Source organism: Spirosoma sordidisoli (assembly GCF_004138325.1).
Lineage (GTDB): Bacteria > Bacteroidota > Bacteroidia > Cytophagales > Spirosomataceae > Spirosoma > Spirosoma sordidisoli.
In genome coordinates, this window is the sequence record NZ_SBLB01000001.1 from 419966 (window position 1) to 446121 (window position 26156).

Sequence of the window (26156 nt, forward strand, 5' to 3'; positions counted from 1 at the left end):
ACACCATGAAACGATCCTATACCAACAAAGGGGCTTCACTCTTTCTCCTGTTTGCGCTCACCGCTCCGGCTCTGCAGGCGCAACAGGGCGTGGATATGCCCGTACCCACATTGGATACCATTGCTCCGTACACGAAGCCGGCCAGCCGGGCCATTGGCTACGGCACCCAGCCGGTTAGCCACGTAACCAGTGCCATTTCGACCGTGTACGGGGTTGATTTAGAAAAAAACTTTACCCTCAACCTGGGCAATACGCTGTATGGCCGCTTACCTGGTTTGTCGGTTACGCAGGGCGGGTCGGAGCCGGGGGCGGCTACGCCGGGCCTGTTTGTGCGCGGGGTAAACACTTTTGGCGGGGCAGGTAATGCTCCCCTGTACGTGATCGACGGGTATATCAGCAACGGGTCGGGTACGTCCAATGCCTTCATGCAGCTGATGCCCGAAGAAATTGAAACCATTACGGTGCTCAAGGATGCCTCAGCAACGGCCATTTACGGGGCTCGCGGGGCCAATGGCGTTGTGCTGGTGACCACGAAAGCAGGTAGAGAAGGCCCCCTGCGCATTTCGTTTACCACCAAACAGGGCTTTAATCAGGCTCAGTACCTACCCAAGTTTTTGAATGCCTACAACTACAGCGTTCTCTACAATGAAGCCCTGGTAAACGACGGCCTGCAGCCTCGCTATACCGATGCCGACCTGGAGGCTTACCGGAACGGCACCGATCCCGTATTTCACCCCAACGTCGACTGGTACAAAGAAACCCTGCGGAAAACAGCACCCGTTTCCAGCTACAACCTGACGTTTGGCGGGGGCGACAAATTCGTGCGCTACTTCGTAATGCTGAACGCCCTGAGAAGCAACGGCCTGTTCAAAAAATTCGGGGATATGAACCGGTACGCCGGAGCGGAGGAAAGTTCGAACTCGAACTACTCGAAGTACAACTTCCGCACGAATCTGGATATAAGCCTGACCAAACGATTTACCGCAGAATTCAAGATTGCCGGCTCCATCGAGCAAACCAATAACCCCAACAACTACACCACCGGAGGAACGTTCAACCTGCTGGCCCAGCTGCCGCCCAATGCCTTTCCGGTCTACAACCCAAATGGGAGTTTTGGCGGTAATGCCTTGTACGCCAATCCCGTAGCCAACTTGCTATCGACCGGATTTTACAAAAACAATTCCCGCACCATTCTGACCTCGCTGAAATTTACGGAGCAATTAGATATGCTGGCCAAAGGGTTGAGTGCGTCGGTGGCGCTCTCGATCAATAACTACTTCGAATCGGGCTCGCGAAAAACAAAGCAGTATCCCCGGTTTAGCCTTACAAAAGGCGCAGCAGGCGATACGGTATACAGCCCGGCTATTGGTCAGTTAACATCCCTGGCCGGCGCCGAAGAAACGCTCGATCAGTACCGCAACCTGATTATCCAGGGCTTTCTGAATTACAACCGGACCGTTGGCAAAAGTAATGTGTCGGCGATGTTGATGGTGAATACCGACAATGTAACCGTGTTCGGGCCAGCCTCAGACCCGTCAACACCGACAGCCAATTCAACGGACCCCTACAAACACAACAGTGCCGCCGGCCGACTGACGTATGCCTACAATAACAAGTACATTGCCGAAGCGTCGGTAGGGTACATGGGCAGTGATATTTTTGCGCCCGGCAACCGGTATGGCTATTTCCCGGCGGGTTCCATCGGGTGGGTTGCCTCCAATGAAAAATTCCTGACGAACAGTACAGCCATTGATTATCTAAAATTCAGGGGCTCGTACGGTCTGGTTGGCAACGATATAATTGTACCGCTGGGCTTGTCGACCCGGTATGCCTATACGCCCACCTTCGGCGGAGGGGGTTACTTCTTCGGCACGGGAAACACGGCCGTCGGTGGCTTTGCCGAAAACGCCATTGCCAACCCCAACGTGACCTGGGAGAAAGAGAAGTCGGTCAATATTGGGCTGGATGCCACCCTCTTTAAAAACATCGACATCACCTTCGATTATTTCAACCGGGACCGGTACGACATTGTGGTACCATCGAACAGCACAACGCCATTGATTCTGGGTATAGTGACGCCTAACCTGAATCAGGGCAAAGCCAATAACCGGGGTTTCGATGGCTCCATCCGATACACCAGTGGTAGCAAAAACGCTTTTCAGTTTTTTGTCGAGACCAACCTTTCGTACTTTAAAAACAAGATTGTGTTCAACGCAGAGGCTCTTCAGGCCAACACGCAACTGTACGGAACGGGGCGGGCCATTGGTCAGCCGCTGGGTCTGAAAGCCATTGGCTTTTATAGCGAGGCCGATATTGCCCAGCGCCTGATCGATCCCAAAACCGTACCCGGCGTGCTGACCGAAGTGATCAGGGCGGGTGATATAAAGTACCAGGACATCGGCGGACCCGACGGCAAACCCGATGGTGTCATCGACGGTAATGACCGCTTGCCCATTGGTAAACCCGGTTTGCCGAACTTCTCGGCGGGTCTGCACACGGGCCTTCGCTACAAAGGCTTCGATGCCGATCTGGTGTTTCAGGGTGCTACTGGGAATACGGTTTATTTGGGCGGCAATTACTTCCAGGCCTTCCAGAGCAACGGCCAGGTTGCTCCGATTGCGCTCAACCGCTGGACACCCCAAACGGCCGAAACCGCCGACTACCCACGGTTGTCCTCGAAAGACAATCTCAATAACTACCAGTTTTCAACCTTCTGGCAACGCGATGGCAGCTTTGTCAAGTTGCGTAGCGCCGAAGTTGGCTACACGATACCGGCCAGTTTGTCGAACCAGATCCGAATTCGAACAGCCCGGTTCTTCCTGAACGGTACCAATCTTTTCTCGATCGACCGAATTCCATACGGCGACCCTGAATCCCTGACCGGATACCCTGTAACCCGGACGGTGACAGTGGGCCTAAGCGTTCAGTTGTAACTCATTTTAATCGGAGCTAACGAATGAAGAAATATATCTATAGCATCATTTGCCTGATCGGGACAGGGCTCGCGGCCTGCCAGGATCTTGACCGTGAGTTTGTGACCACCATTGGCCGAAACGAGATTGAACAGTCATTTGGCAACGTCCAGGCTTTACTGAACGCCATTTATTCCGACATTCCCGATGGCATGCTGTACATTGGGGGAGCGGCTATGATGGCATCGGCCACGGACGAAGCCGAGTTCACCGCCGAAACAAACACCGTTCAAAGCTTCAACACCGGCAGCTGGAACGCGATCAACAACCCGGACTTCGTGTGGGGCAACTACTACCGGAGTATTCGCAAGGTGAACCAGTTTCTGCTGTCTACCGGAAAAGTCAACCTTGACCCCTGGAAACTGGACCCGTCGCCTTCGGCCCAGCAAGTGTATCAAACCAACCTGGCGGCTATTAAACGGTGGACATACGAAGCCCGGTTTCTGCGCGCTTATTATTATTTTGAACTGGTAAAGCGGTACGGTGGCGTACCCCTGCTCACCAAAGCGCTCTCGCTGGAAGATGATGTCAGGAACATTCCCCGGGCGTCGCTCAACGATTGTCTCCAGTTTATAACCGCCGAGTGCGATTCGGCAGCGGCCCAGCTGCCCCTCAACACCTCCACCTTCCCCTACGTAGCGGCTACCGATCTGGGCCGGGTTACCAGGCTCACGGCGCTCGCGCTGAAAAGCCGCGTGTTGCTCTATGCCGCCAGCGATTTGTTCAATAACCCGGGCTGGGCGGGCGGCTATGCAAAGCCAGAATTCATCGCACTCCCCACCGGCGACCGGGCGGCCCGCTGGAAAGCGGCTTCCGATGCCGCAAAAGTCGTGATCGATGCGGGTGGTGCTGTGACGTTGGGGAACTACAAGTCGCTCTTCAACACGTTCAATAACCCCGAGATTATTTTTACCCGAAGCAACGCGGCCAGTAATCAGTTCGAGCGAAACAACTCCCCCATCGGCTTCAACCTGGGCCTTAGCGGGAACACGCCGTCGCAGGATCTGGTGGATGCGTATGAGGTAAAAGTAAACGCCACTACGGCCGTCAAGTTCGACTGGAACGACCCGGCTATGCGGGCCAATCCGTACGCTAACCGGGACCCGCGGCTGGGCTTTTCCATCGTTACCAACAACTCGGCCTTCGGTACGCCCAGCCGTAACGTGCAGCTTTGGACCGGTGGCCTCGATGCCAGGCCGATCATCAATGCGTCTAAGACCGGTTATTATTTGCGGAAATACCAGATTGAAAGCCTGAACCTGATCAACGGGAACACGGGCGTTCACAGCTGGATCATCTTCCGTTTTCCGGAGATGTATCTCAATTATGCCGAAGCCCTGAACGAATGGAACCCCGGCAACGCCGATATCAAGAAATACGTAGACCTGGTGAGAACGCGCACGGGCGTGGCCATGCCTCCCCTGCCGACCGGACTTTCGCAGGCCGACATGCGGGAGCGGATTCGTAATGAAAAACGGGTTGAGTTTGCCTTCGAAGATCACCGGTTCTGGGATGTGCGCCGATGGATGCAGGGGCCCGCTTATTTTAACAAGCCACTAACGGGCGTGAACATCACCCGCAATGCCGACAACACGTTTACCTACGCGGTGGTAAAGGTAGAAGATCGGGTGTTCACGCCTAAAATGTACCTGTATCCGATTCCCCAGAGCGAACTGAACATCGTTACCGGCATGATCCAGAATCCACTCTGGTAAGGATCGACCCACGCAACCCTATGGCAGATCAATTTACCCCCACGGAGCATAGTCAGCTGTGGGACCGGTTTCGGACGGGAAGCCCGGGCGCTTTTTCGCAGCTGTACCGATCGTTTGCCGCCGATCTGTACAGCTATGGGTACAGGCTGGTTCGCCACAAAGAACTGGTAGAAGACTGTCTCCACGAGCTGTTTTTACACATTCACGAAAACAGATCCAGACTTGGCTACACCGATAATATCCGCTATTATCTCTGCCGCGCATTACGCCGTCGGCTGGCCGAATCGGTTGAACGCCTGAACCGGCTGGAATCGAGCCCGTGTCTGCTGGACAGGCCAGCATTTCTGACCCATTCGTATGAAAGTTTGCTGATTGACGAGCAGGTGGTAGCGCACCAGCAGCGGGTTTTGGAAACAGCGATGAACCGGTTGCCAAAGCGTCAGAAAGAAATTCTGCATTTGGTTTACCTGCAGGGGCTGACCTATCCGCAGGCGGCCGAAGTCATGAATCTATCCATAAAGAGCGTTTATAACACCGTTCATGTGGCGTTGAAAACACTGCGGGGACAGGTTAAGCCGTACAGTAAGCACCAGGCTTTTTTCGGCTTTTGACGCGAATAACAAACCTGCCCACATGCTACTATCTGTTAATCAGCGATGCTCAATGAGGCTCAGCCGTATACCCATAGCCCTGTTACCGCCCAAGTCATCTGCCCATTCGGTTGGCCGGATCAATCCTGTATTGCTGTTCATCTCACTGCCGTTGCTTGTACTTTTTTCGGGCACTATCCGTGGCCAGTCGGCCCCCTCTACCGGTGCGCTGCCAAACCAATTACAACCCTGCAGGGCCAGCCTCCGCCAGGATACATTGGTGATCGAAAACGACAGGATTGCCCGGCACTATCGCTGGAATAACGGCCATCTGATTACCCTAAGCCTGACCGACAAAAAGCAAAAGAAAACTTGGACCTGGCTTAGCCGCGAGCCCGACTGTGCGTTTCCCGGCCACACTTCGACCGAAGGCCAGGGGATCTTCGAGACAAAACAGATTTTGGGCCAGCCCAACCAGGCCGACCATCTGGAGGTGAACGTAACTACCCAGCTGGGCACGCTGGCCGTGCGACGGGTTTTTCGGATTTATCCGGGCATCGCTGCGATCAATTGTACGTTTTACCTGCGCGGAAAAGCCTCGGCCGAGTGGCTTCAGACCGCCAGAGAGGCTGGGTCGGGGATGGATTTCAAAAATATTGAGTCGCAAAACGACCTGAATAAATTCAATGCGACGGTGCCGGCAATGGACAGACTGGCGCTGGCAGGCAACCACTGGCGGGGGCGGGCGGTTGAATTCACCGACATGACCGACCGCAACAACACGCTGGTTACGGAGGTCAGCTACAACCTGTACCGACAGCCGGGATACCTGAAAGGCAATCTGCTCTGGCTGACGGATAACCTCACCGATGCGTCGTTTTTTGTGCTGAAAGAAGCCCCCGTATCGGCGGTGCAGCTGGCCAATCCGGGCTTCGATTTTCTGGTAAAAACCGGGAGTGTTCAAACGGTAGGCGCCGGTATGTTGCCAACCGACCTTTCGGTATCGGAATGGGTACGGGGCTACGGCTATACGCTTGGGTTGGGCGGTCCGACAGAGCTTGAGGGATTGCAAACACTACGTAGCTATCAGGATGCCAGACACCCGCGCCGGCCCGACCGCGACGAGATGATCATGATGAATACCTGGGGCGACCGCAACAAAGACACCAGGATCAGGGAACAATTCATCATCACCGAATTGAACAGGGCCGCTGAACTGGGTATAACCCGGTTTCAGATCGACGACGGCTGGGAGCTGGGTAAGTCGATGAATTCGGCTACCCCGGGAGGCAGCAGCGAGAACATCTGGAAAAACCCCAATTACTGGAAACCCGATCCCGACCGCTTTCCCAACGGCCTAAAACCCGTGATCGACGCGGCCAGAAAGCTGAACATCGAACTGGGCCTGTGGTTCAGCCCCAGCCCCGACAGCAGTTTTCATCATTGGGATAAAGACGCACAGACGCTGATTGGGCTGTATAAGCAGTACGGCATTCGGACGTTTAAAATTGATCTGGTTCAGATACCCGACAAAACGGCCGAGGTCAATTTTCGCCGGTTTCTCGATACGGTGATGGCTGGCACCAATTACCAGGTGGTGTTCAACATGGACGTTACCGCCGGTCGGCGCAACGGGTATCACTTCATGAATGAATACGGCAACCTGTTTCTGGAAAACCGGTACACCGACTGGACCAATTATTACCCCTACTGGACACTCCGCAACCTGTGGAATCTGTCGAAATATGTGCCAGCCCAGAGTTTGCAGATCGAGTTTCTGAACAAATGGCGTAATACCGACAAATACCCGGCAAACGACCGATTCGCACCCGCCAACTACACCTTCGATTACCTGTTTGCCATCACCATGATGGCTCAGCCGCTGGCGTGGTTCGAGGCTACGGGCCTGCCCGCCGAGGCTTTCCAAACGGGCAAGCTGATCCAGACCTACCGGGCTATTCAGCCGCAGCTTCATGGCGGGCAGATTTTTCCGATTGGGAGTGAACCCAGCGGGAAAAGCTGGACGGGTTTTCAGTCGGTGGTTTCGGCGAGCGAAGGTTTTCTCCTGGTATTCCGGGAAAACTCGCCCGCGGGTCAGCAAGCGATCCGGACCTGGTTACCCGCTGGCAAACGGGTCAGGCTACAACCCGTGGCCGGTGCCGGAAAAGCAACCGAAACGGCTGTGGGAGAGCATGGAAGCCTGTCGCTGTCCTTACCCGCGCCGAACAGTTTTGCTCTCTTTCGCTACAAGGTGTTGCAGTAAAAATCGATAAACGGCCATGAAACCTATCCGTCTGCTATCCTGGTGTACACTTCTGACCGGCTGCCTGCTGATGTCGTGCTCCGACTCGGCGGAGGTGCCCCAGGAAATTCAGTCACTGGCCGATAAACTGCCCGAATCGGTCGATTATAATCTGCACGTCAAGCCCATTATCTCGGATCGCTGTTTCAAATGCCACGGCCCCGACAAAAACAAGCTCGAAGCAGGGCTGCAGCTGGCTACCTACGAAGGCGCTACCAAAACGCTGGAAAGCGGAGTGGCGGCCATTGTGCCGGGCAATATTGGTAAGAGCGAACTCGTCAAACGCATCCTGAGCCACGACCCCGATGACGTGATGCCCACGCCCCAATCTAACCTGACCCTGACCGACGAAGAAAAGGCCATTCTGGTGAAGTGGGTGCAGCAGGGCGCCAGGTACAAAGAACACTGGTCGCTGGTGCCCATCGAAACGCCCGGCGTGCCCCGCGTCGGTAATAGTTTCTGGGCGCGCTGGGGCCTGACCGATGATGAACAAACGCGCTGGGTCCGTAACGATATTGACCGCTTTGTCCTCGATAAAATGAACGACGGTCCGGCGGTCCGGCGCGGCCTGAAGCCCTCGCCCGAAGCCGACAAAACGACGCTGCTCCGGCGGGTATACATGGACCTGACCGGCCTGCCGCCAACGCCCGCCGAAGTTGACGCTTTCCGAAACGATACCCGGCCCGATGCCTACGAACGCGTGGTGGATAAACTGCTGGCTTCTCCTCATTTCGGCGAGCAACAGGCCGTTAGCTGGCTCGATCTGGCCCGCTTTGCCGACTCGCAGGGCTATCAGGACGACCCCATGCGCAATGCTTACCCCTACCGCGACTGGGTGATCCGGGCGTTTAACCAGAACAAACCCTTCAACGAGTTTATTACCGAGCAACTGGCGGGCGATCTGATTCCCGGCCCGGCAACACCCGCCGTTCGGCGCGACCGGCTGGTGGCTACGTCGTTCAACCGGCAGCACGCGCAGAGTGGCGAAAACGGCATTGTGCCCGAAGAATACCGCATCGAATACGTGGCCGACCGCACCAATACATTTGGCAAAGCCATGCTGGGGCTGACGTTTGAATGCGCCCGCTGCCACGATCACAAATACGACCCCATTCTGGCAAAGGATTATTATTCGCTGTTTGCGTTTTTTAACCAGAACAAAGAGACCGGCCAGATCACCCACAACGGCGAAGCCTGCCCGACCGTCATGCTGCCTACTGCCGAAGTAGAAAAAACCGTCCGCTATATCCACACCCATCTGAAAATCCTTGAACCAAAACTCAATCCTGCCATCTACCAACCCGCTTTTGCCCGCTGGGCCCGTAACCCCAAACCAGCCTCAACGCTGACACAGGGGCTGCTGGTGCATCTGCCGTTTGAGGAATCAGGTAACGACAGCTACGCCAATGCAACGGGCTTTGCCGTTGAGGCTTACGTCAGTGGCGACAAGGAACGCAAGCCCCTGCCCACGCCCGGAAAAGTGGGGAAAGGCCTGTTGCTCCAGGGCGATTGTGGCGTTGGCATTACCCTCGCGGGCGTAGACCAGGTCGATGGCCGCTTGCTGGAACCAGCCAAACGATTCGGGAAGGGGCTGAACTTTGAGCGAAACCAGCCGTTTTCGGTGAGTATCTGGGCCAACGTGAAGCAGGCCGGTGCGGAGGGCGCCCTGTTCCGCCGGTCTAACTACGAAAACGAAGGCTACCGGGGCTATGGCGTCCGGCTGAATGCCGACGGAACGCTGCGGGTGCTGCTCAGCTACGTCTGGCCCGCCAATTGTATTGAGCTGCGAACCCGTCAGAAACTACCGCTGCGGTCCTGGCAACACCTCACCCTGACCTACACCGGCAACGGCAAAGCCAGTGGCGTTCGGCTGTTCATCAACGGCCGCCCGGCCCCCTGCGAGCTCATCACCGACAACCTGACCAAAGGCCTGTTGCATGGCCCCTTTGGCACCAACAAATCGGACAAACTCCCCATTTTCGAGATTGGCAATGAGCAGCGGGAAAAAACGCTGCGGAACGTGGCTGTAGATGAGTTGCGGATTTACAACCGCCAGCTATCGGCCCTGGAGGTGCAGTCGCTGGCGGTCACCACCGGAGGCCAACCGGCCAATCTGGTTCCGGGCCTGCTGGCCCGTTCAACACGGTCGCCTGTCCAGCATCAGCAACTCCTGGAGCACTACCTGCTGACCAGCGACTCGACCGCTGCGGAGTACCGCCGGCAACTGGCCGACTGGCGCGGCAAAGAGGTTGCGTTGCTGACCGACGTGCCGGAGGTGATGACCATGCAGGAACTGCCCGTCAGCCAGAGCCGCCAAACGTTTATTCTGAAACGCGGGGTATTCGATGCGCCCGGCGAGCCCGTCATGGCCGAAACCCCCGGTAAACTGGGCAAGCTACCGGCCAATTACCCGCGCAACCGGCTCGGACTGGCGAAATGGCTGCTCGATGAATCGAATCCGTTGTTTGCGCGGGTGATGGTGAATCGGTTCTGGCAGCAGTATTTTGGCAACGGGCTGGTAAAAACACAGGAGGACTTTGGCAATCAGGGCGAGCTCCCCTCCCACCCTGAACTACTGGACTGGCTGGCGGTGCAGTTCAGGCACGATGGAGTAAACGGCTGGGATGTCAAAACATTCATCCGGCGGATGGTCACGTCGGCCACCTACCGGCAATCGTCCGTGGCCACCAAAGAGCAGATCGAAGCTGACCCGGACAACAAGTGGCTGGCCCGAGGATCGAGTTATCGCTATGCCGCCGAGCAGGTGCGCGACAATGCACTGGCTGCCAGCGGCTTGCTGGTGCGTGACATTGGCGGGCCGAGCGTGTATCCCTATCAACCCGCAGGCATCTGGGAGGCCCTGGCTACCCGGAACACCGTCAGCTACCGCCAGAGCCAGGGCGATAGTTTGTACCGGCGGAGCATGTATACGATCTGGAAACGAACCTCACCGCCACCCATGATGCTCAACTTCGACGCGCCCGACCGGGCCTTGTGTACGGTCCGGCGGCAGAAAACCGCTACCCCCTTGCAGGCTTTGGTAACGCTAAACGACCCGCAGTTTGTGGAAGCCGCCCGCGTGCTGGCCGAGCGAACCATAAAACGTACCCGAACGCTCGACCAACGGATCAATTACTTTTTTCAGGCTGCCCTATCCCGACGACCTCGACCAACCGAACTGGCCCTGCTCCGGCAACTGTACAACACGGAGTACGCCGGTTTTCTGACCGAAAAAAGCCGGGCCGAGTCGCTGCTCAAGGCTGGGGAGTTTTCCCGCGATGCCTCGCTTGCCCCCGCTGAAGTAGCTGCCTATACGGTGGTCGCAACGACTATCCTGAATTACGACGAAGCCCTGGTAAAACGCTGACCCACCATGCAAACAGATCTAGAACATCAGATTCATGACCAGTTCAGCCGCCGGAATTTTCTGGGTCAGGCGGGTCTGGGCGTTGGGGCCGCTGCGCTGGCGTCGTTACTACCCCGGCAGACGCTGGCATCGGCCGATCAGCCCAGCGGTACGGGCGGGCCTCACTTTGCGCCAAAAATAAAGCGGGTCATCTACCTGTTCCAGAGCGGGGCGCCCTCGCAACTCGAAACCTTCGATTACAAGCCCAAACTCGAAACCATGTGGGGTCAGAACCTGCCCGAATCGGTGCGGAACGGGCAACGGCTCACGGGTATGTCGGCGGGGCAAAGCTCGTTTCCGCTGGCGGCCTCACTCTTTAAATTTGCGCAGTATGGCCGGAGCCGGGCGTGGGTCAGCGAACTGCTGCCGCACCATACCAAAATCGTGGACGACGTCACGTTCATCAAGTCGATGTACACCGAGCACATCAACCACGATCCGGCGGTGACGTTTATCCAGACCGGCAACCAGATTGGCGGACGCCCGTCTATGGGTTCCTGGATGAGTTACGGCCTGGGTTCCGAGAACAAAAACATGCCCGCCTTCGTGGTACTGCTGTCCAAAGGTCGCGCCGGCGATCAACCCCTGTACGCCAAGCTGTGGAGCAATGGATTTCTGCCCTCCACGCATCAGGGTGTCATTTTCCGGTCGGGGCCAGACCCGATTTTTTACCTTAACAATCCGGCGGGTATCGACAAAACCTCGCGCCGGAACATGCTGAATACGCTGGCCAGGCTAAGTCAGGATCAGTACAGACACGTGCTCGATCCCGAAATCAACAACCGGGTGCAGCAGTACGAAATGGCCTACCGGATGCAGGCGTCGGTACCCGAAACCCTCGACATCGCCAGCGAACCCGGTTATATTTTCGATATGTACGGCCCCGAAAGCCGCATCCCCGGTACGTTTGCCGCCAACTGCCTGCTGGCCCGAAAACTGGCCGAGAAAGACGTGCGGTTTATTCAGCTCTACCACCAGGGCTGGGACCAGCATTTCAACCTGCCCAAAGACATCAAAACCATGGCCTCGTCGGTAGATCAGGCCTCGGCAGCACTGATCCAGGACCTCAGACAGCGCGGCTTGCTGGACGATACGCTGGTCATCTGGGGGGGCGAATTCGGGCGGACCAACTACTCGCAGGGCAAGCTGACGAAAGACAATTACGGTCGTGATCACCACCCGCGCTGCTTCACGGTCTGGCTGGCCGGGGGCGGTATCAAAAAAGGATTCACGCTGGGCCAGACCGACGAGTTTAGCTACAACATCACCAAAGATCCCGTTCACGTCCACGATTTGCAGGCGACGGTGCTGCACCTCCTGGGTCTTGACCACGAGAAACTGACGTTCAAATTCCAGGGTCGCCGGTACCGCCTGACCGATGTGGCCGGTAAAGTCGTGAAACCTATTCTTGCCTAACGTCAACCGCTTATTAGAACCGAACTGTCTATGAACTACTACACTGGATTGATTCAGCTGGGCTTGTTGCTGCTGAGTACAACGCTACTGGGCTGCGATCAGAAGGCCGTAGAGGATATTGTGGCTCCGGCGCGCCCCCCAGCAACCGCAGTCGCCCGGAGTTATTATGTCTCCGAGGCAACCGGCTCCGACGCCAACCTGGGTACCTCCATCAATGCCCCCTTGAAAACAATCACGGCTGGGCAGGCACTGGCCACCCCCGGCGACACGGTATTTATCATGAACGGGTCATACATACCCGCCACCACCATTCAACTGCTAAAATCAGGAACGGAAGGAAAGTACATTACCTACAAGGCCTATCCGGGGCACGCCCCCAAATTCATCTTTTCCGGAAGCATCTGGAATGCGGTAAGCATCAATGGCTCTTACCTCGTTCTGGAAGGCATCGAATTTCAGGGCAATAACCAGAATCTGACCTATGCCGACGCCCTGGCTTCGTATAATGACAAACAGGCGGGCGGAACGAATAATGACCGATATGCGACCTATAACATGAATGGCATTTCGATCGGAGGCCCAAGAACGGATTCTAAGTTTCCGCATCACGTAGTCATCCGCAACTGTAAGATACACGATTTCCCGGGGGGCGGTCTCAGTGCCATTCAGACTGATTACATAACATTTGACGGAAACACGGTTTACAACAACGCCTGGTATATGATGTATGGCGGCAGCGGCATTAGTATTCTGACCCCGTTTGACAGCGACGCCAACACCGGGTACAAAAACATTGTCCGAAACAACATCTGCTATAACAACAAAACGACCATACCCTGGATTGGCCTCACCCCCGCGCGGCTTTCGGATGGCAACGGCATCATCATCGATGTCAACCTGCGTCCATACAATTCGACCGCAACGGATAAACCGTATAAGGGTCGGACGTTGGTTGAAAACAATGTCAGTTTCAATAATGGGGGGTCGGGTATCCATGCGTTCGACGCAGCGCACATCGACATCATCAACAACACGACCTATAACAACGCCCAAATTATGGTCGACTACGCCGACCTCTATGCAAATACCTGCAACGATGTACGAATTATGAACAACGTTGTTTATGCGAAGCCCGGCGGAAAGTGCAATTCAAACAACAAAAACACCAACGTTATCTACGATTACAATATCTACTTTGGCGGTACCACGGCGGTAAAAGGGTCCAATGATAAAGTGATGGACCCTCAGTTTATCAACCTGTCGACCAATGCAGCCGTGGCTAACTTTTCATTAGCGGGTGGAAGCCCAGCCATCAACGCCGGCACCCAAACGCTGTTCTCCCCGAAAGACATTAAAGGGGTGGCGCGGCCCAAAGGGGGAGCCATCGATTGTGGCGCCTATGAAGTTCAGTAGTTCACTGATCTTCAGGCGGCTCAGGCAGTTTGCTAAGGTTCGGCGGGTTCAGGCCTGCCCTATACCCTTTCAGCACCGGCGCTACCCGGCTGGGTAAGTCGGCCATCGTCTCCCAGCCCCGCGACGGCGGCCCGGCCTAAGAGCTTGTTTGGGGAAGAGTTGATGTGAATTCCACTAGCCCGAATCGCTACCTTTTTGCCCCCCAGCCCCCTAAAGGGGGAGCCGTCCGCGCCGAATGGGCTCCCCCTTTAGGGGGCTGGGGGGTACAAAGGCAGCCCATCGAGCCAACTAACGTCGACAAATCTCTTCCCCCAACAACCTCTTAACCCAGCGGGGAGCCTTGCCGACTGCCCATTACGCAGCAAAGTCGATGACTGAAGCACCTGCTGCTTTTCAGCTACTAAACCGAACAAAAGTCGATCTGGAATGAAAAAAGTGCGTCTCTTCTTTTTCGTTGTTGCCAGCTTGTGGACAGGGATTAGCATTGCCCAAAAACCTCGCTTTAGAAACTATCGGCTATGGTACGACAAACCCGTGCCGAATCTGCCCATTACGAACTTGGATTCGCTCAATGCCCAGACACTGGTAGAAGCCACCCCGCTGGACCCCGCCTGGGAAAACTGGTCGCTGCCGATTGGGAACGGCTATATGGGAGCCTCGCTGTTTGGCCGGACGGTAACGGAACGAATACAACTGACCGAAAACAGCATGGCCGCCAAAAGTCTCTACGGTGGCGTAGGCTTAACTAATTTTGCCGAGCTGTACCTGGACTTCAACCACAAAACGCCCCAAAAGTACAGCCGTAGCTTACGGCTCAACGATGCGGTGTCGACGGTAAAATACGAACAGGACGGGGTCAGGTATGAGCGGGAATACATAGCCAGTTATCCGGATAAAGTACTCGCCATCCGGCTAACGGCCAGCCAGAAAAATAAACTGTCGTTTACCGTTCGGCCTGAAATTCCGTACAAAAAACCAATTGGCCCGGCCTCCAAAAACAACGGACGCGTGGGCCGCGTGTCGGCCCAAAACGACCTCATCACCTTATCGGGCAAGCTGGAACACCTCAATATTCGGTTCGAAGGCCAATTCAGGGTCATTCCAACGGGCGGCACGCTGAAAGCCATCACGGATGCGGACGGTGATAACGGGAAGATTGTGGTCACCGGCGCCGATGCGGCCCTTATTCTGGTGGCGGTCGGCACAAATTATAAACTGGACAGTTCCATTTTTGAGGAACATACGAGTAGCAAAAAGTTAGCCGACACCACCTCGCCCCACCGCAGGGTAACGGCTATTCTGGAAAAAGCATCGGCCAAAACGTACGCTCAGTTACTGGCGTCTCACCGAAACGAGTACAGCGCGTTGTTCGATAGAGCCACGGTCAATTTGGGCGCAAACGAGTCGGCATTGACAACAGACGCGCTGTTGAACAACTACAAAGCAGGCGTCATTGACCCGTACCTCGAAGAATTGTACTTTCAGTATGGGCGATATCTGCTCATCTGTTCGTCCCGCCCCGGCACGTTACCACCTAATCTTCAGGGCATCTGGAGCCAGTACGACATCACGCCCTGGACGGGGGGCTACTGGCACAATATCAACATACAGATGAATTACTGGCCCGTCTTTACAACTAACCTGACCGAGCTGTTTCAGTCGTTTGCCGATTACAACCTGGCTTATCGCCGGGCCGCCACGCAAGGAGCAACGGACTACCTCAAACGGAACAACCCCCACAGGCTGGTGGCGGGCGATGGCGAAAATGGCTGGACCATCGGAACCGGAGCAAGTGCGTATTCCATCTCAAAGCCGGGTATTCATTCCGGGCCAGGCACCGGCACGATGACGACGAAACTGTTCTGGGACTATTATGCGTTTACGGGCGACAAACAAATCCTGAAAAACATCACCTATCCGGCCCTGCTCGGCATGTCTAAATTCCTGGCCAAGGTAGTGGTCGATACGGCGGGCGTACTCCTCACCTATCCATCCTATTCTCCGGAGCAACGATGGCAGAAAGTGAAGGAGCATTATAAGACAATGGGCACTGCGTTCGATCAGCAGATGATCTACGAAAACCATCGGGACGTGCTGAAAGCCGCTCAGGAACTGGGCGATACCACGCCTTTTTTGGCTGTCATTCAGGCTCAGTTACCCAGGCTTGACCCGGTTCTGATAGGCATGTCGGGGCAGATTAAAGAATACCGGGAAGAAAATTACTACGGTGAAATCGGCGACCCCAGGCACCGCCATACATCGCAGTTGGTTGGTCTGTATCCGGGTACGCTCATTAACTCGACGACCCCCGCCTGGCTGGATGCGGCCAAAACAAGTTTAAACGGACGGGGCGATAAAGCAACGGGTTGGGGCATGGCCTTCAGACTCAATCTGTGGGCACGAACAAAAGACGGCGACAGAGCCTACGCCTTGTACCGGTCATTGCTGCAAAAAGGAACGCTGAATAATTTATGGGACACCCACCCCCCTTTTCAAATCGACGGCAATTTTGGCGGAACGGCAGGGGTAGCCGAAATGCTCCTGCAAAGTCATGAAGGGTTTATCGATCTGCTACCCGCCCTGCCGCAGGCGTGGAAAACCGGTGCTTATTCGGGTCTGCTGGCACGGGGAAATTTTGAGGTATCGGCTCAATGGACGGATGGACAGGCCCGTAGATTCACAATCAAATCCAACGCAGGTGGCCTCTGCCAACTGCGCTATCCCAACATCCACCAGGCTACTGTACAGTCTGCTACCGGAAACAGGGTGCCGATAACCTCGCTAAAACGGGATTTTATTGCGTTTGCTACCCAGGCGGGGGATGTCTTTACCATCACGGGCCTACCCGCTGCCAGCAAAGTGGCCAACCCGTCGAACCTGCATATCAACGAGCAGCAGGGTGAAAAAATCGTTATCCGGTGGGATAAAAGCCCCGACGCTGTTGCTTACAACATCTACAGCCATGTTGGCAACTCACCAGATTATACCCTGATTCAAGCCAATTGCAGAGCAACAACCACCGAGCTTGTAGCGGCAGACGTGAAAGCCGCCAAACACGGCACCCTGAGGGTTACGGCGGTTGATGAAACCGGCAGAGAAAGCAGTGGCCTAACGGTGCAGGTGATCTACGCCCATTGACTGTGCGATGGGCTGGCTACGCCAAACGTTTGATGGATTGGCTAAACCGGTTTTGTTTCTCCAGCCTCCGTTAGCGGGCCACAATCAGCAGGCCAAGGCCGATGATGTAGCAGACGAGCATGGCGTTGAGCAGGGCGCCCACGCCTTTGGGAGCCGCCCGGAACTCGCGCCAGACGTAGATGCCCCAAAGAGCCGCTACCACCGTAGCCCCCTGCCCCAGCCCGTAGCTGATGGCTGGCCCGGCTTTGTCGGACGCCAGGATGCTGAACAGCATACCCAGGCACCAGATCATACCGCCCAGCACGCCGGTCAGGTGGTCGCGGCCCGTGCCTCGAACATAATCGCCGTAGCTGACCGGCGTACCCACGAACGGGCGACGCATCAGCAGGGTGTTGAACAGCAGGTTGCTGAGCAGAATACCAAGGGCAAAAAAGAAGACGGCCGTATACGGGCTAAGCTTACCGGGCTGGGGCACCGCAAAATCGGGAAACATGGCCTGGGCCACATTGCCGTAGAACAGGCCCATCAAACAACCCGCCACCACCGACAGGGCCAGACCTTTCGTTGAGCGGCCGGTGGTTTGGGTGGCTGTCCGGCGGTAGGCAAAGGCGTTGAGCAGAATGGCGATCACAATCAGGGCCATACCGCCAAACAACAGAGCCGCATTGCCCACCGGTGCGTTGAGGTAGTTGACCACCACCCCGATAACCAGCGCCAGCCCGATACCCACCGGAAACGCGACCGACATGCCCGCAATGGCAATAGCTGCCCCCAGCAGAATATTGGCCGCGTTGAATAGCACCCCGCCCCAGAGCGCCGACCCCATATTGGCGGGATCGGCCTGCCGGATATCGGCCAGAAACGGGCGGCCTCCCTCGCCCATACTGCCCAGCGTCAGGGCCGACAGCAGCGCCAGGGCAACAATGCCCAGCACGTAATCCCAGTAAAACAACTCAAAGCGCCAGGTGCCGGCGGCCAGTTTCTGGGTATTGGCCCAGGAGCCCCAGCACAGCATGGTGATGAGGCAGAAGAGTACGGCCGTGCCGTAGGTATCGATGATGAACATAGGGCAGGATTAGTAACGGGCCAGTACGGGTTTATCGCCGAAAACGAGCAGGTTATTCAGCCTCAGGTTTACGTCTGGCGTGGGGTTGAGCCACTTCAGCCGAAGGGTGTGCTTGCCGGCGGGCAGCTGGTATTTCCAGGCCAGGTCGTACCGACGGCGGGTGAAACTGGCGGGCAGGCTGGCCGTTTCCTGCTTTTTCCCGTCGATATACACCTCCATCTGCGCTACAAAATCGCTCTCGTACTGGTAGGAAGCCGTTTGTCCCTTGGGCCGGACCTCTCCGCTGAGAATATAGCCGATACCGTTGAAGGTGGTGGTGTACTCGTCGGCCAGGGGTTTGTTGATGGGCCGCTTTTCGAGGGGAAAATGGCCCGTAAAGCCCTGTTCGAGCCGCACGGTTTTGGGCGTCTGCAGGGTAATGGAAACCGTTTCGCCGTCTACCTTGCCGCCGTTGCGCCCGATGACCTGCAGGGCGTGTTTCATACCAATGCTGTAGACATCGTTGAGCGACAGGGTGGTATATTTAAAATCGATGTCTTCGGCTTCTTTCAGGCCCTGCTTCCAGTAGGCGGGTATGTTGTCGTAGCCCAGCATGGTGCCCAGAATACCGCCCGCCGACGAGGGGTTGCAGTCCGAATCCTGCCCGGCGCGGGTGCTGATCTGCATGGTCCTGGTGTAGTCGCCCTGGCCGTAGAGTAGCCCCAGCGCAATGTAAGCCGCGTTCACCTTGGCGTCGATGTTGAACGTTGCAAATACGCCATCGGAGCAGCCCACGTCATCGGACCATTTCCGCTGAATCTCGAACCAGGTCCGTTTCCAGTCGTTGGGGTACTGCTGGTGCCAGCTGATCACGTCGCTGATGCACTGATAAAAGGTGCTCTGCGGTGGAATCGTCTTCAGGCTTTCGCGGACAATGTAGTTGACGTCATTGCTGACAAACGCCAGGGAGTACATGGCTCCCACAAACACGCCACCGTACCAGCCGTCGCCGTAGTTCATGATGTGGCCGATGGGATCGCCGATCTGAATAGCCGTGTTGGGCATACCGGGGGCCATCAGTCCCGAAAAATCGGCTTCAATCTGAAAGTCAATATCGTCGGCGTGCGGATTGTTGAGCCAGTGGCCCGAGTCGGGGGCTTTCAGGCCGCTCAGGATGTTGTTTCGACCGACCTGGTTGGCGTGCCAGAGCATATAACCGGCCCGGGCAAACGCGTTGGCGTGTTCAGCGACGGGAGCATCGAGACCTTTCTTCTCGAATACATCCACAAACGTGAGATCCATGTAAAGGTCGTCGTACAGGCCCACGTTCTCGATCATTGTTTTTTTGATGTAGCCATCGTACCAGGGAATGGGCTGGTAGTCGTTGATCATGGTGCCGTTGAACTTGAATTCGGTCGGGCCGCCAAAGGTGCAGCCAATGACCTGACCCGCCCAGCCGCCTTTGATTTTGTCCTGTAAGGTGGCTTTAGAGAGGGTTATCGTGCCGGGCGCAGTACGTTTCGGCTGGGGACCGGGGCTCAGTGCCAGCAGGGTCAGTAAGGGCAGCAGGAAACAGATTTTTTTCATGGAGTAAGGGCGCTTTATAACAGGTTAAGCAAGTACAAGGGGGATGGCATCTACTTCGGGGCGGTGGGGCAGCGACGCCTGAGCCCCCAGCCGGGTTACGGAAATGGAGGCAGCTTTGCAGGCAAAGGCCACGGCATCGGCCAATGCCTTTCCTTCGGCCAGGGCTACGGCCAGCGCGCCGTTGAAACAGTCGCCGGCAGCCGTGGTATCGACGGCCGTAACGGGCGGAGCTGGCAGGAGAGCGGGTGGGGTATCGCTCCCCGCCGACGATACGTAGGCACCCCGCGCGCCGAGGGTGATGACAACGTTAGGCACGCCCATCGTGTGGAGGTGCTGCGCGGCCTGCCGGGCGGTGGTTTCGTCGGTAACCCGGATGCTGGTGAGCAGTTCAGCTTCGGTCTCATTGGGCGTAATGGCATAGAGGCAGGCCAGCACCGCCGGGTCGAGCACCTGAGCCGGGGCCGGATTCAGCACCACCCGCATGCCCCGCTCGTACCCCTGCCGGATGGCATACTCCACCGTGGGCAGGGGCGTTTCCAGCTGCAGCAGAATAACCGTACTGGCCGGCTCGCTGATGGACGCCAGGGCATTGGCCACCTGATGCTGGTCTAGCCGGGCGTTGGCGCCTGACGCCACCATGATGCTGTTTTCACCCCGACTGTCGACCCCAATCAGGGCCACCCCGGAAGGCTCGTCAGCGTCGGTCGAGATAAATTCACTCCGGATGCCTTCCCGCTCGAATTGCTGGAGTGCCTGCCTCCCAAACACGTCGTTGCCCACGTTGGCGACGAAAGTAACGGTAGGTGAAGCACCCGTATCGGACGAGATCAGCGCCAAACGGGCGGCTGCTACGGCCTGGTTGGCTCCTTTCCCCCCGGGGTTCATCAGGAACGTGCCGCCAATGACCGTTTCGCCGGGAGCCGGTAATTTGCTGGCCTTGATGACCATGTCCGTATTCGAGCTACCAATGACAAAAACTGTTGCAGACATAGTGGCGAATGTTATTGAACAAACCTACCAAAAAATAGCATCCTGATCAGAACAGATTTTTTACGTTTAGCTATTCCTACTTACAACTTCATCGGCAAAATATGACCGACACGAGCCGTTTAGACGTATGTTTACAGAATCTGTCAGCTAATCCTACATGACTATCGACGTTTTACACCCGCTGATTCATTCGCTCACAAAATCGGAGAAGCGCTACTGTCGGCTAACAACGGGCGGTTCAGGGGTCGACAAAGGCTTTCTGCGCCTGTTCGACTGCCTGCTGGCGCACGATACGCTAAACGAGGAGTTGACCGCTGAGCTGGACCGTCAGTTTCCCGGCTCTACCCTCGAGCCGGCCCGCAAGCACCTGTACCGGGTAGTGATGCAGCGGCTCCGCCAGTTTGAGCAGAACCAGCGGGTTGAGGTGCGGATTGGCCAGCTGCTGCACGACAGCCAGATTCTCTACGAGCGGGGGCTTGTGCAGGCCAGTCAAGACCAGCTCGAAAAAGCCCGGCTACTGGCCCAGCAGCACGAGCGGGGCCTGTATGCCGTGCTGGCTGCCCGGCAGCAGGCCGAACAGTGGGTGCGGCTGCAGTTCGATGGGGTCGACGAGCCCGCTCTGGCCAGCCTGCACGACCAGATCCGGCAACAGCTCGACCAGTCGCAGGCGGCCCTGCAGCACGCGGCCCTGTACGAAACGCTCCTGTTTCGCTACCAGGCCCGGGGGGTTGTGGGCAGCCCGGCCGATACGCTCCGACTTAACGATTTGCTGCTGGAAGAATACCAGCTATTGAATCGCCAGACCCGCACTGGGCCCTCCCGCCGATCGTTCGCCCTGCTGCAGCAGCATCTGCATTTCCAGTCGGCCTACTTCCGGATGATTGGCGACGGGGCGGGCAGCCTGCGGGTGTATCGGGAATTAGAGACTCTGTTTGCGCGAAACCCCACCCTCTGGACCCACCAGCCGTTGTACTATGTCCAGCTGCTGGAAGGTATTCTGGCCGACCTGCGCCTGCTGGAGCAGTACGAGGCCATGCCGTATTTCATTGACCGGCTTCGGCGGATCGACACCCCCGTTCAGGGGCTTAACCGCCTGGTGCCGTACCTGGCGCTGTATTTTTCGCTACTACGCCTGGTCGATGCCCAGCACTATACCGATGCTGTTGCCCTGTTGGCGCCGTACCAGGCCGACCCGGCCGGCTTCGAGCGCGAACTAAGCCAGCTGCCCATGACTACCCGCACCGAATTTGATCTGTTGCTGGTGCGGCTGAACCTGGGTCTGGGTCAGCTGTCGGCCGGTCTGCACCGGCTCAACCGGGTGCTGGCCCTGCCCGCTCGCTCGTTGCCGGGTACACTCTATACCCAGAGTCGGCTGCTGAACCTGCTGCTGCACGCCCGGCTCGGCAACGCCGATTACCTGACCCACGCCCTGAGGTCGGTAGAACGGAAGCGGAAAAACAAGGCTTCGGCGGGGGAGCAGCTGGTGACTGACCTGCTTCGGCAGTGGCTCAGCGGTCGGCTGACGAAGGGCAGTCTGGACCGGATCGACACCTTTAGTGGTAGCCCCGCCGACCGGCAGCTGCTGCGCAATCTGGACGTACGGGACTGGATAATCCGCCGGTGAAACGCTGTCTGCTTCTATTCACATTACCTACTCCCCGTACAGCTCCTTCAGGTTTTTCCAGACGGGTTCGCGGCTATATAGTTCCTAATCATTGGATGACAGCCAACCTGACTGCTTTTCATAACGCCTTGAGCTTGAAGTAGCAGAACAGGGGCCAGGAATGGGGGTGCGAGCAATAGCCCTGAAAAGCCCGTTTCCGGTCGGGCGACGGCACCCAGAACGCATACAGTCCCTCGCGGTGGAGCGTCGAGTTTACCTCGTCGGCGGCTGTCCAGTGGCCCACCCAGTAGTTTGGGTACTGCCGGGCAAAATTGGCAAACGAAAACGTCGACAGCAGCGACCACGCTTCGGCTTTGTCGAAGGTGGCTACGCCCAGCAGCAGCGGGTATTCGAGCGAGAACCAGATACCCCCGTCCTCGCCGTCGGGATTACGACCCCAGAGCGACCGTTCGCGGGAGCGGGCGCCAATTTTCTCGGGCGTCAGGAGCCGGCTTTTGACGTAGGCGTAAATCTCCCGTTTGCGTTCGCTGGTCAGGTCGGGTGCCTGCAAGAGATAGCCCTGCGGCTCCAGACATACGTTGTCCAGCCCAAATTTGAGCTTGCTGTTCAGGTAGGCCCGGGCCGAGAAGGTACGGCTGCCCAGATCGCGCAGGTAGTTTTCGGCAACGGTTGTCCGGTACTGGCGCAGGGCGGTCAGGAGCGATGCGGCCTGCGGGTTGTCCGCTTTTTCCAGGGCTGTAATCAGCTTAGGAAAGGTGGCCAGCACCAGGGCCGAGTTCAGGTGCGACTCCGCCGATCCGGCAAAGATGTTCGGCGAATGGTCGTGGAAAAAGCTGTCGCTCCAGTCGGAGTTCAGCATCCGCACCAGGCCGTTGGGACCAAGCCCGATTTCGTCGCGCAGGTAGACGAAATACTTTTTCACGAACGTCAGCACCGAATCGGTCCGCCCGGCTTCGGCGGGGTAATAGGCCACCGGCTCGTTCAGAAAGCCGTAATCGTTCGTAATCAGCAGGTATTCGGCCAGCGTCAGAAAGAAAAACAGCTGTTCGTCGCTTTCCTTGTAGATAGATGGGGCCGTGTAGCCGTAGCCGTTGTTGCCCCGCTTGATTTCGCCGTCCGCTTCCGTATGCTTCATCACATACCGCATCGTCGATTTGGCCAGGGCGGGGTTGGTATAACAGGCAGCCAGGGCCGCCTGCAGGTGATCGCGGTTGGAGATGTTGTCGCCAAAGTAATAGCTGTACACGGTGCCCTGCGGAATGAAGGTCTCCCCAAAATAGTCGCTGTATTTGGCCGAAGCTTCGAGCATATGAGCGTTCCAGAGCATCTCGCGCTTCAGCACCTCGCTGGTCTCGGCCGACAGATCAGGTAACTTCTTTTTCCACTGCTCAGCAAACAGGCCGTCTGCCAGACCGTTGGTATTGGCGCCCGCCAGCAGCGCAGCTACCTCGCTGTCGACCGCCTTCAGATCGGCACCTTTGGTCAGGCCGATAACCAGGTTGAAGCGGACCGTCTGTCCCGGTTTCAGGCGGGTGCTGACGCGGGCCGCCAGCGTATCGCCAGTGGCCCCGACGGTGGCCGTTTGCCCGCTGCCGTCGGGCAGTGCCTTCATGAACAGGGCGGGCGGAGCCAGGTCGTAGGGGTAGCGTTCGCTGGCGCCGGGGAGGACCAGAAATTCGTTGGGCTGGTGGGTGATCGTGGCCAGCACGGTTTGCCGATCGTCTGCCGCACTGGTGCGGGCGCGGTACCGAAGCGGGCGTTTGGCCGGGTCGGTATACTGCGTGCTGTTGAGTACGAAATTGACTCCTACCCGCTCGGTATAGGTCAGATTTTGCGGCTGGTTGCTCTGGTTGGTCAGCGCTACCGTTACGATAAAGGCCGGACTGCCCGCGTGGATGACGGGCGAGGGCTTCACCGACAGGACGCGCGTGCAGCGTACCTGGTCGGGAAGCTGATAGTCGTAGCGGGCAAACCCCACGCCGAACGTTTTCTGAACCCGGTTCGGATCGGCCGCTATCGTGCCTACGCCCACCAGGTCGGTGGTGTGGCTGCCCCGGCCGGCTGAAACCACAACGCGGGCATCGTTCCAGCCGTAGTTGGTCTGGCTAGCCGCATTGACGCGTGCCCAGGCCCGTTCGGCCGTCAGGAGCTGGTAGCGCCCACTGGCGTGGGTGATGAGGGCCATGCGGTAGTTGCCCAGCAGAAAATACGGATCTTCGGGCAGGTTGGCGTCCTGGCCGTTTTTGTCGATCGCCGTAAAGGGCAGCGGCCCGGTATAGTGGTAAACGGGAAGCGCCTTCGCCGACATGCCCCAGTTACCAATCGGCTGCGCACAAACCGGCTGTTCCAGAAACCAGCCGACAGCGGCCAGCAACGCGATTCGTTTCATCATACAAAAGGGGTATACCTGCTAAACGCCCAACGTGAATTTTAGCCCGGTTTTAGGAATACAGGGTGGAACATTGCTGAAATATGGGTCAGCGCGCCGATTTGAGAAGACCGTCTGACTCCATGTTCCGGTATAGTTTAGTCAGGCATACGGGTTAACTCTCTTTCGATTTCTTCCAGCGATTTACCCTTTGTTTCGGGCATCCGCAGGCGCACGAACAGGAAGTAGACAAAGCACAGCAGGGCATGCAGGCCGAATGTGAGTGGCAGACCCCAGTGCTGCTTCATAATCGGAAACGAGGCCGTCGTAAAGAAATTGGTAATCCATAGCGCCAGGGTAGCCAGGGCGAGGGCATTGCCCCGAATCCGGTTGGGAAACAGCTCCGACAGCGCCACCCACGTTACCGGCCCCAGCGTGGCGGCATAAATGGCGATGAACGTTAGCACAAATACCAGCACCCACGCGCCGGGCAACTGCCAGTAAAACGCGGCCGACAGCGCCAGGGCGTCGAGACCCAGCAGAACCGAACCGTACTGCAGTAGTTTTTTGCGGCCCAGCTTGTCGATGGTGCCGATGGCTACGAAGGTGAACAGAAAGTTGATGACGCCAATGATGATCGACTGCAAAAAGGCCGAATCCTGCCCCATGCCCGCCTGCCGAAACAACTCCGGCGCGTAAGAAAACAGGGAGTTCTGCCCCACGGCCTGCGAAAATACGGCCACTACGATGCCGATAAACACGATGGGCCACAGCTCTTTGCGGAACAGGTCGCCCACGGCTTCGCGTGATTCCTGGGCGAAGCTGGCCTGAATCTGAGCGGCTTCGGCCTGGGCGTAGTCCGGTCCGCCAATGCGGGTCAGTACCCCGCCGGCCTCCTCGTGCCGGCCTTTGCGGATCAGCCAGCGCGGGCTCTCGGCCACTAAGAATAGGCCCACAAAGAACAGCAGCGACGGGGCCGACTGGGCCGAGAACATCCACCGCCAGTTATCGGCACCGGTGTTGAGCAGCAGGTAGTTAGACAGGTAGGCCAGCAGAATGCCGATCACGATAGACAGCTGGTAGAACGACACCATCCGCCCCCGCATGGTAGCAGGCGAAATTTCGGCTACGTACATGGGGCACACCAGGGCCGCGGCCCCCACGGCTACCCCGCTCAGCATCCGAAACCCGACAAACAGCGGGAAGCTCATTGCCCAGCCCGTGCCCGCGCCCGTGAGGGCAAACAGCCCCGCGCAGAGCATCAGCAGCCGGCGCCGACCGAGCGAATCGCTCAGTTTGCCCGCCAGCAGGGCACCCAGGGCCGCTCCGAGGTTGATACAGCCCACCGCCCAGCCCGTCTGGAACGCATCGAGCCGAAAAAATTGGGTGAAAAACGGCACCGTACCCGATATGATGACCAAATCAAAGCCGAACAATACCCCGCCCAGGGCCGCAATGGCGCTGATGAGGTACACATACTGCCGGTTGATAGTAGCCAGACTGCTGACAGCCTGGGACTGGGATTGAATAAGTACGGCCATGGGAGTTTAGGGAAAAGCAAATACAGAGATAAACAAAGCAGGCTACGAA

General features: G+C 57.2%; 14 protein-coding genes. 9 read left to right on the plus strand and 5 right to left on the minus strand.

Annotation, left to right across the window (positions count from 1 at the left end; all coding sequences use genetic code 11):
* Positions 1-5 precede the first annotated feature (5 nt).
* The 8 genes from EQG79_RS02065 to EQG79_RS02100 all read left to right on the plus strand — a co-directional run bounded on the left by EQG79_RS02065 (position 6) and on the right by EQG79_RS02100 (position 16952).
* The gene (locus EQG79_RS02065) at positions 6-2933 is read left to right on the plus strand and encodes a SusC/RagA family TonB-linked outer membrane protein (protein ID WP_129599602.1); all 2928 of its coding nucleotides are present in this window, start codon (positions 6-8) and stop codon (positions 2931-2933) included.
* Between the two features lie 23 nt (positions 2934-2956).
* Positions 2957-4687 (plus strand): RagB/SusD family nutrient uptake outer membrane protein, encoded by a 1731-nt coding sequence (locus EQG79_RS02070; RefSeq protein ID WP_077920074.1) that lies wholly within the window; start codon positions 2957-2959, stop codon positions 4685-4687.
* 20 nt (positions 4688-4707) lie between these two features.
* Positions 4708-5298 (plus strand): RNA polymerase sigma factor, encoded by a 591-nt coding sequence (locus EQG79_RS02075; RefSeq protein ID WP_129599604.1) that lies wholly within the window; start codon positions 4708-4710, stop codon positions 5296-5298.
* Positions 5299-5350: 52 nt separating this feature from the next.
* Positions 5351-7540, plus strand: a complete 2190-nt coding sequence (locus EQG79_RS02080) for an alpha-galactosidase (RefSeq protein WP_077920076.1) — start codon at positions 5351-5353, stop codon at positions 7538-7540.
* A 16-nt stretch (positions 7541-7556) separates the two neighbouring features.
* Positions 7557-10946 (plus strand): DUF1553 domain-containing protein, encoded by a 3390-nt coding sequence (locus tag EQG79_RS02085; protein ID WP_129599606.1) that lies wholly within the window; start codon positions 7557-7559, stop codon positions 10944-10946.
* 6 nt (positions 10947-10952) lie between these two features.
* The gene (locus EQG79_RS02090; RefSeq protein ID WP_129599608.1) at positions 10953-12401 is read left to right on the plus strand and encodes a DUF1501 domain-containing protein; all 1449 of its coding nucleotides are present in this window, start codon (positions 10953-10955) and stop codon (positions 12399-12401) included.
* A gap of 30 nt (positions 12402-12431) precedes the next feature.
* On the plus strand, positions 12432-13814 hold the full coding sequence (locus tag EQG79_RS02095; RefSeq protein ID WP_129599610.1) for a right-handed parallel beta-helix repeat-containing protein: 1383 nt from the start codon (positions 12432-12434) through the stop codon (positions 13812-13814).
* 426 nt (positions 13815-14240) lie between these two features.
* Positions 14241-16952, plus strand: coding sequence for a glycosyl hydrolase family 95 catalytic domain-containing protein (locus EQG79_RS02100; RefSeq protein ID WP_129599612.1), 2712 nt, complete (start codon positions 14241-14243; stop codon positions 16950-16952).
* A 70-nt stretch (positions 16953-17022) separates the two neighbouring features.
* On the opposite strand, the gene EQG79_RS02105 is transcribed toward EQG79_RS02100, so the two are convergent.
* The 3 genes from EQG79_RS02105 to rbsK are packed head-to-tail and all read right to left on the minus strand — an operon-like array spanning position 17023 to position 20574.
* On the minus strand, positions 17023-18018 hold the full coding sequence (locus EQG79_RS02105; protein ID WP_129599614.1) for a GRP family sugar transporter: 996 nt from the start codon (positions 18016-18018) through the stop codon (positions 17023-17025).
* A gap of 9 nt (positions 18019-18027) precedes the next feature.
* On the minus strand, positions 18028-19584 hold the full coding sequence (locus tag EQG79_RS02110) for an ADP-ribosylglycohydrolase family protein (RefSeq protein ID WP_129599616.1): 1557 nt from the start codon (positions 19582-19584) through the stop codon (positions 18028-18030).
* Positions 19585-19608: 24 nt separating this feature from the next.
* The gene (rbsK, locus tag EQG79_RS02115) at positions 19609-20574 is read right to left on the minus strand and encodes a ribokinase (RefSeq protein ID WP_077923103.1); all 966 of its coding nucleotides are present in this window, start codon (positions 20572-20574) and stop codon (positions 19609-19611) included.
* Positions 20575-20731: 157 nt separating this feature from the next.
* On the opposite strand from rbsK, the gene EQG79_RS02120 reads away from it, so the two are divergent.
* Positions 20732-22198, plus strand: coding sequence for a hypothetical protein (locus tag EQG79_RS02120; protein ID WP_129599618.1), 1467 nt, complete (start codon positions 20732-20734; stop codon positions 22196-22198).
* Positions 22199-22316: 118 nt separating this feature from the next.
* Here EQG79_RS02120 and EQG79_RS02125 read toward each other — a convergent pair whose 3' ends face one another.
* Complete coding sequence (locus EQG79_RS02125; RefSeq protein WP_129599620.1) at positions 22317-24590, minus strand: hypothetical protein; 2274 nt, start codon at positions 24588-24590, stop codon at positions 22317-22319.
* 134 nt (positions 24591-24724) lie between these two features.
* Positions 24725-26107 (minus strand): sugar porter family MFS transporter, encoded by a 1383-nt coding sequence (locus tag EQG79_RS02130; protein ID WP_129599622.1) that lies wholly within the window; start codon positions 26105-26107, stop codon positions 24725-24727.
* Positions 26108-26156: the final 49 nt, after the last annotated feature.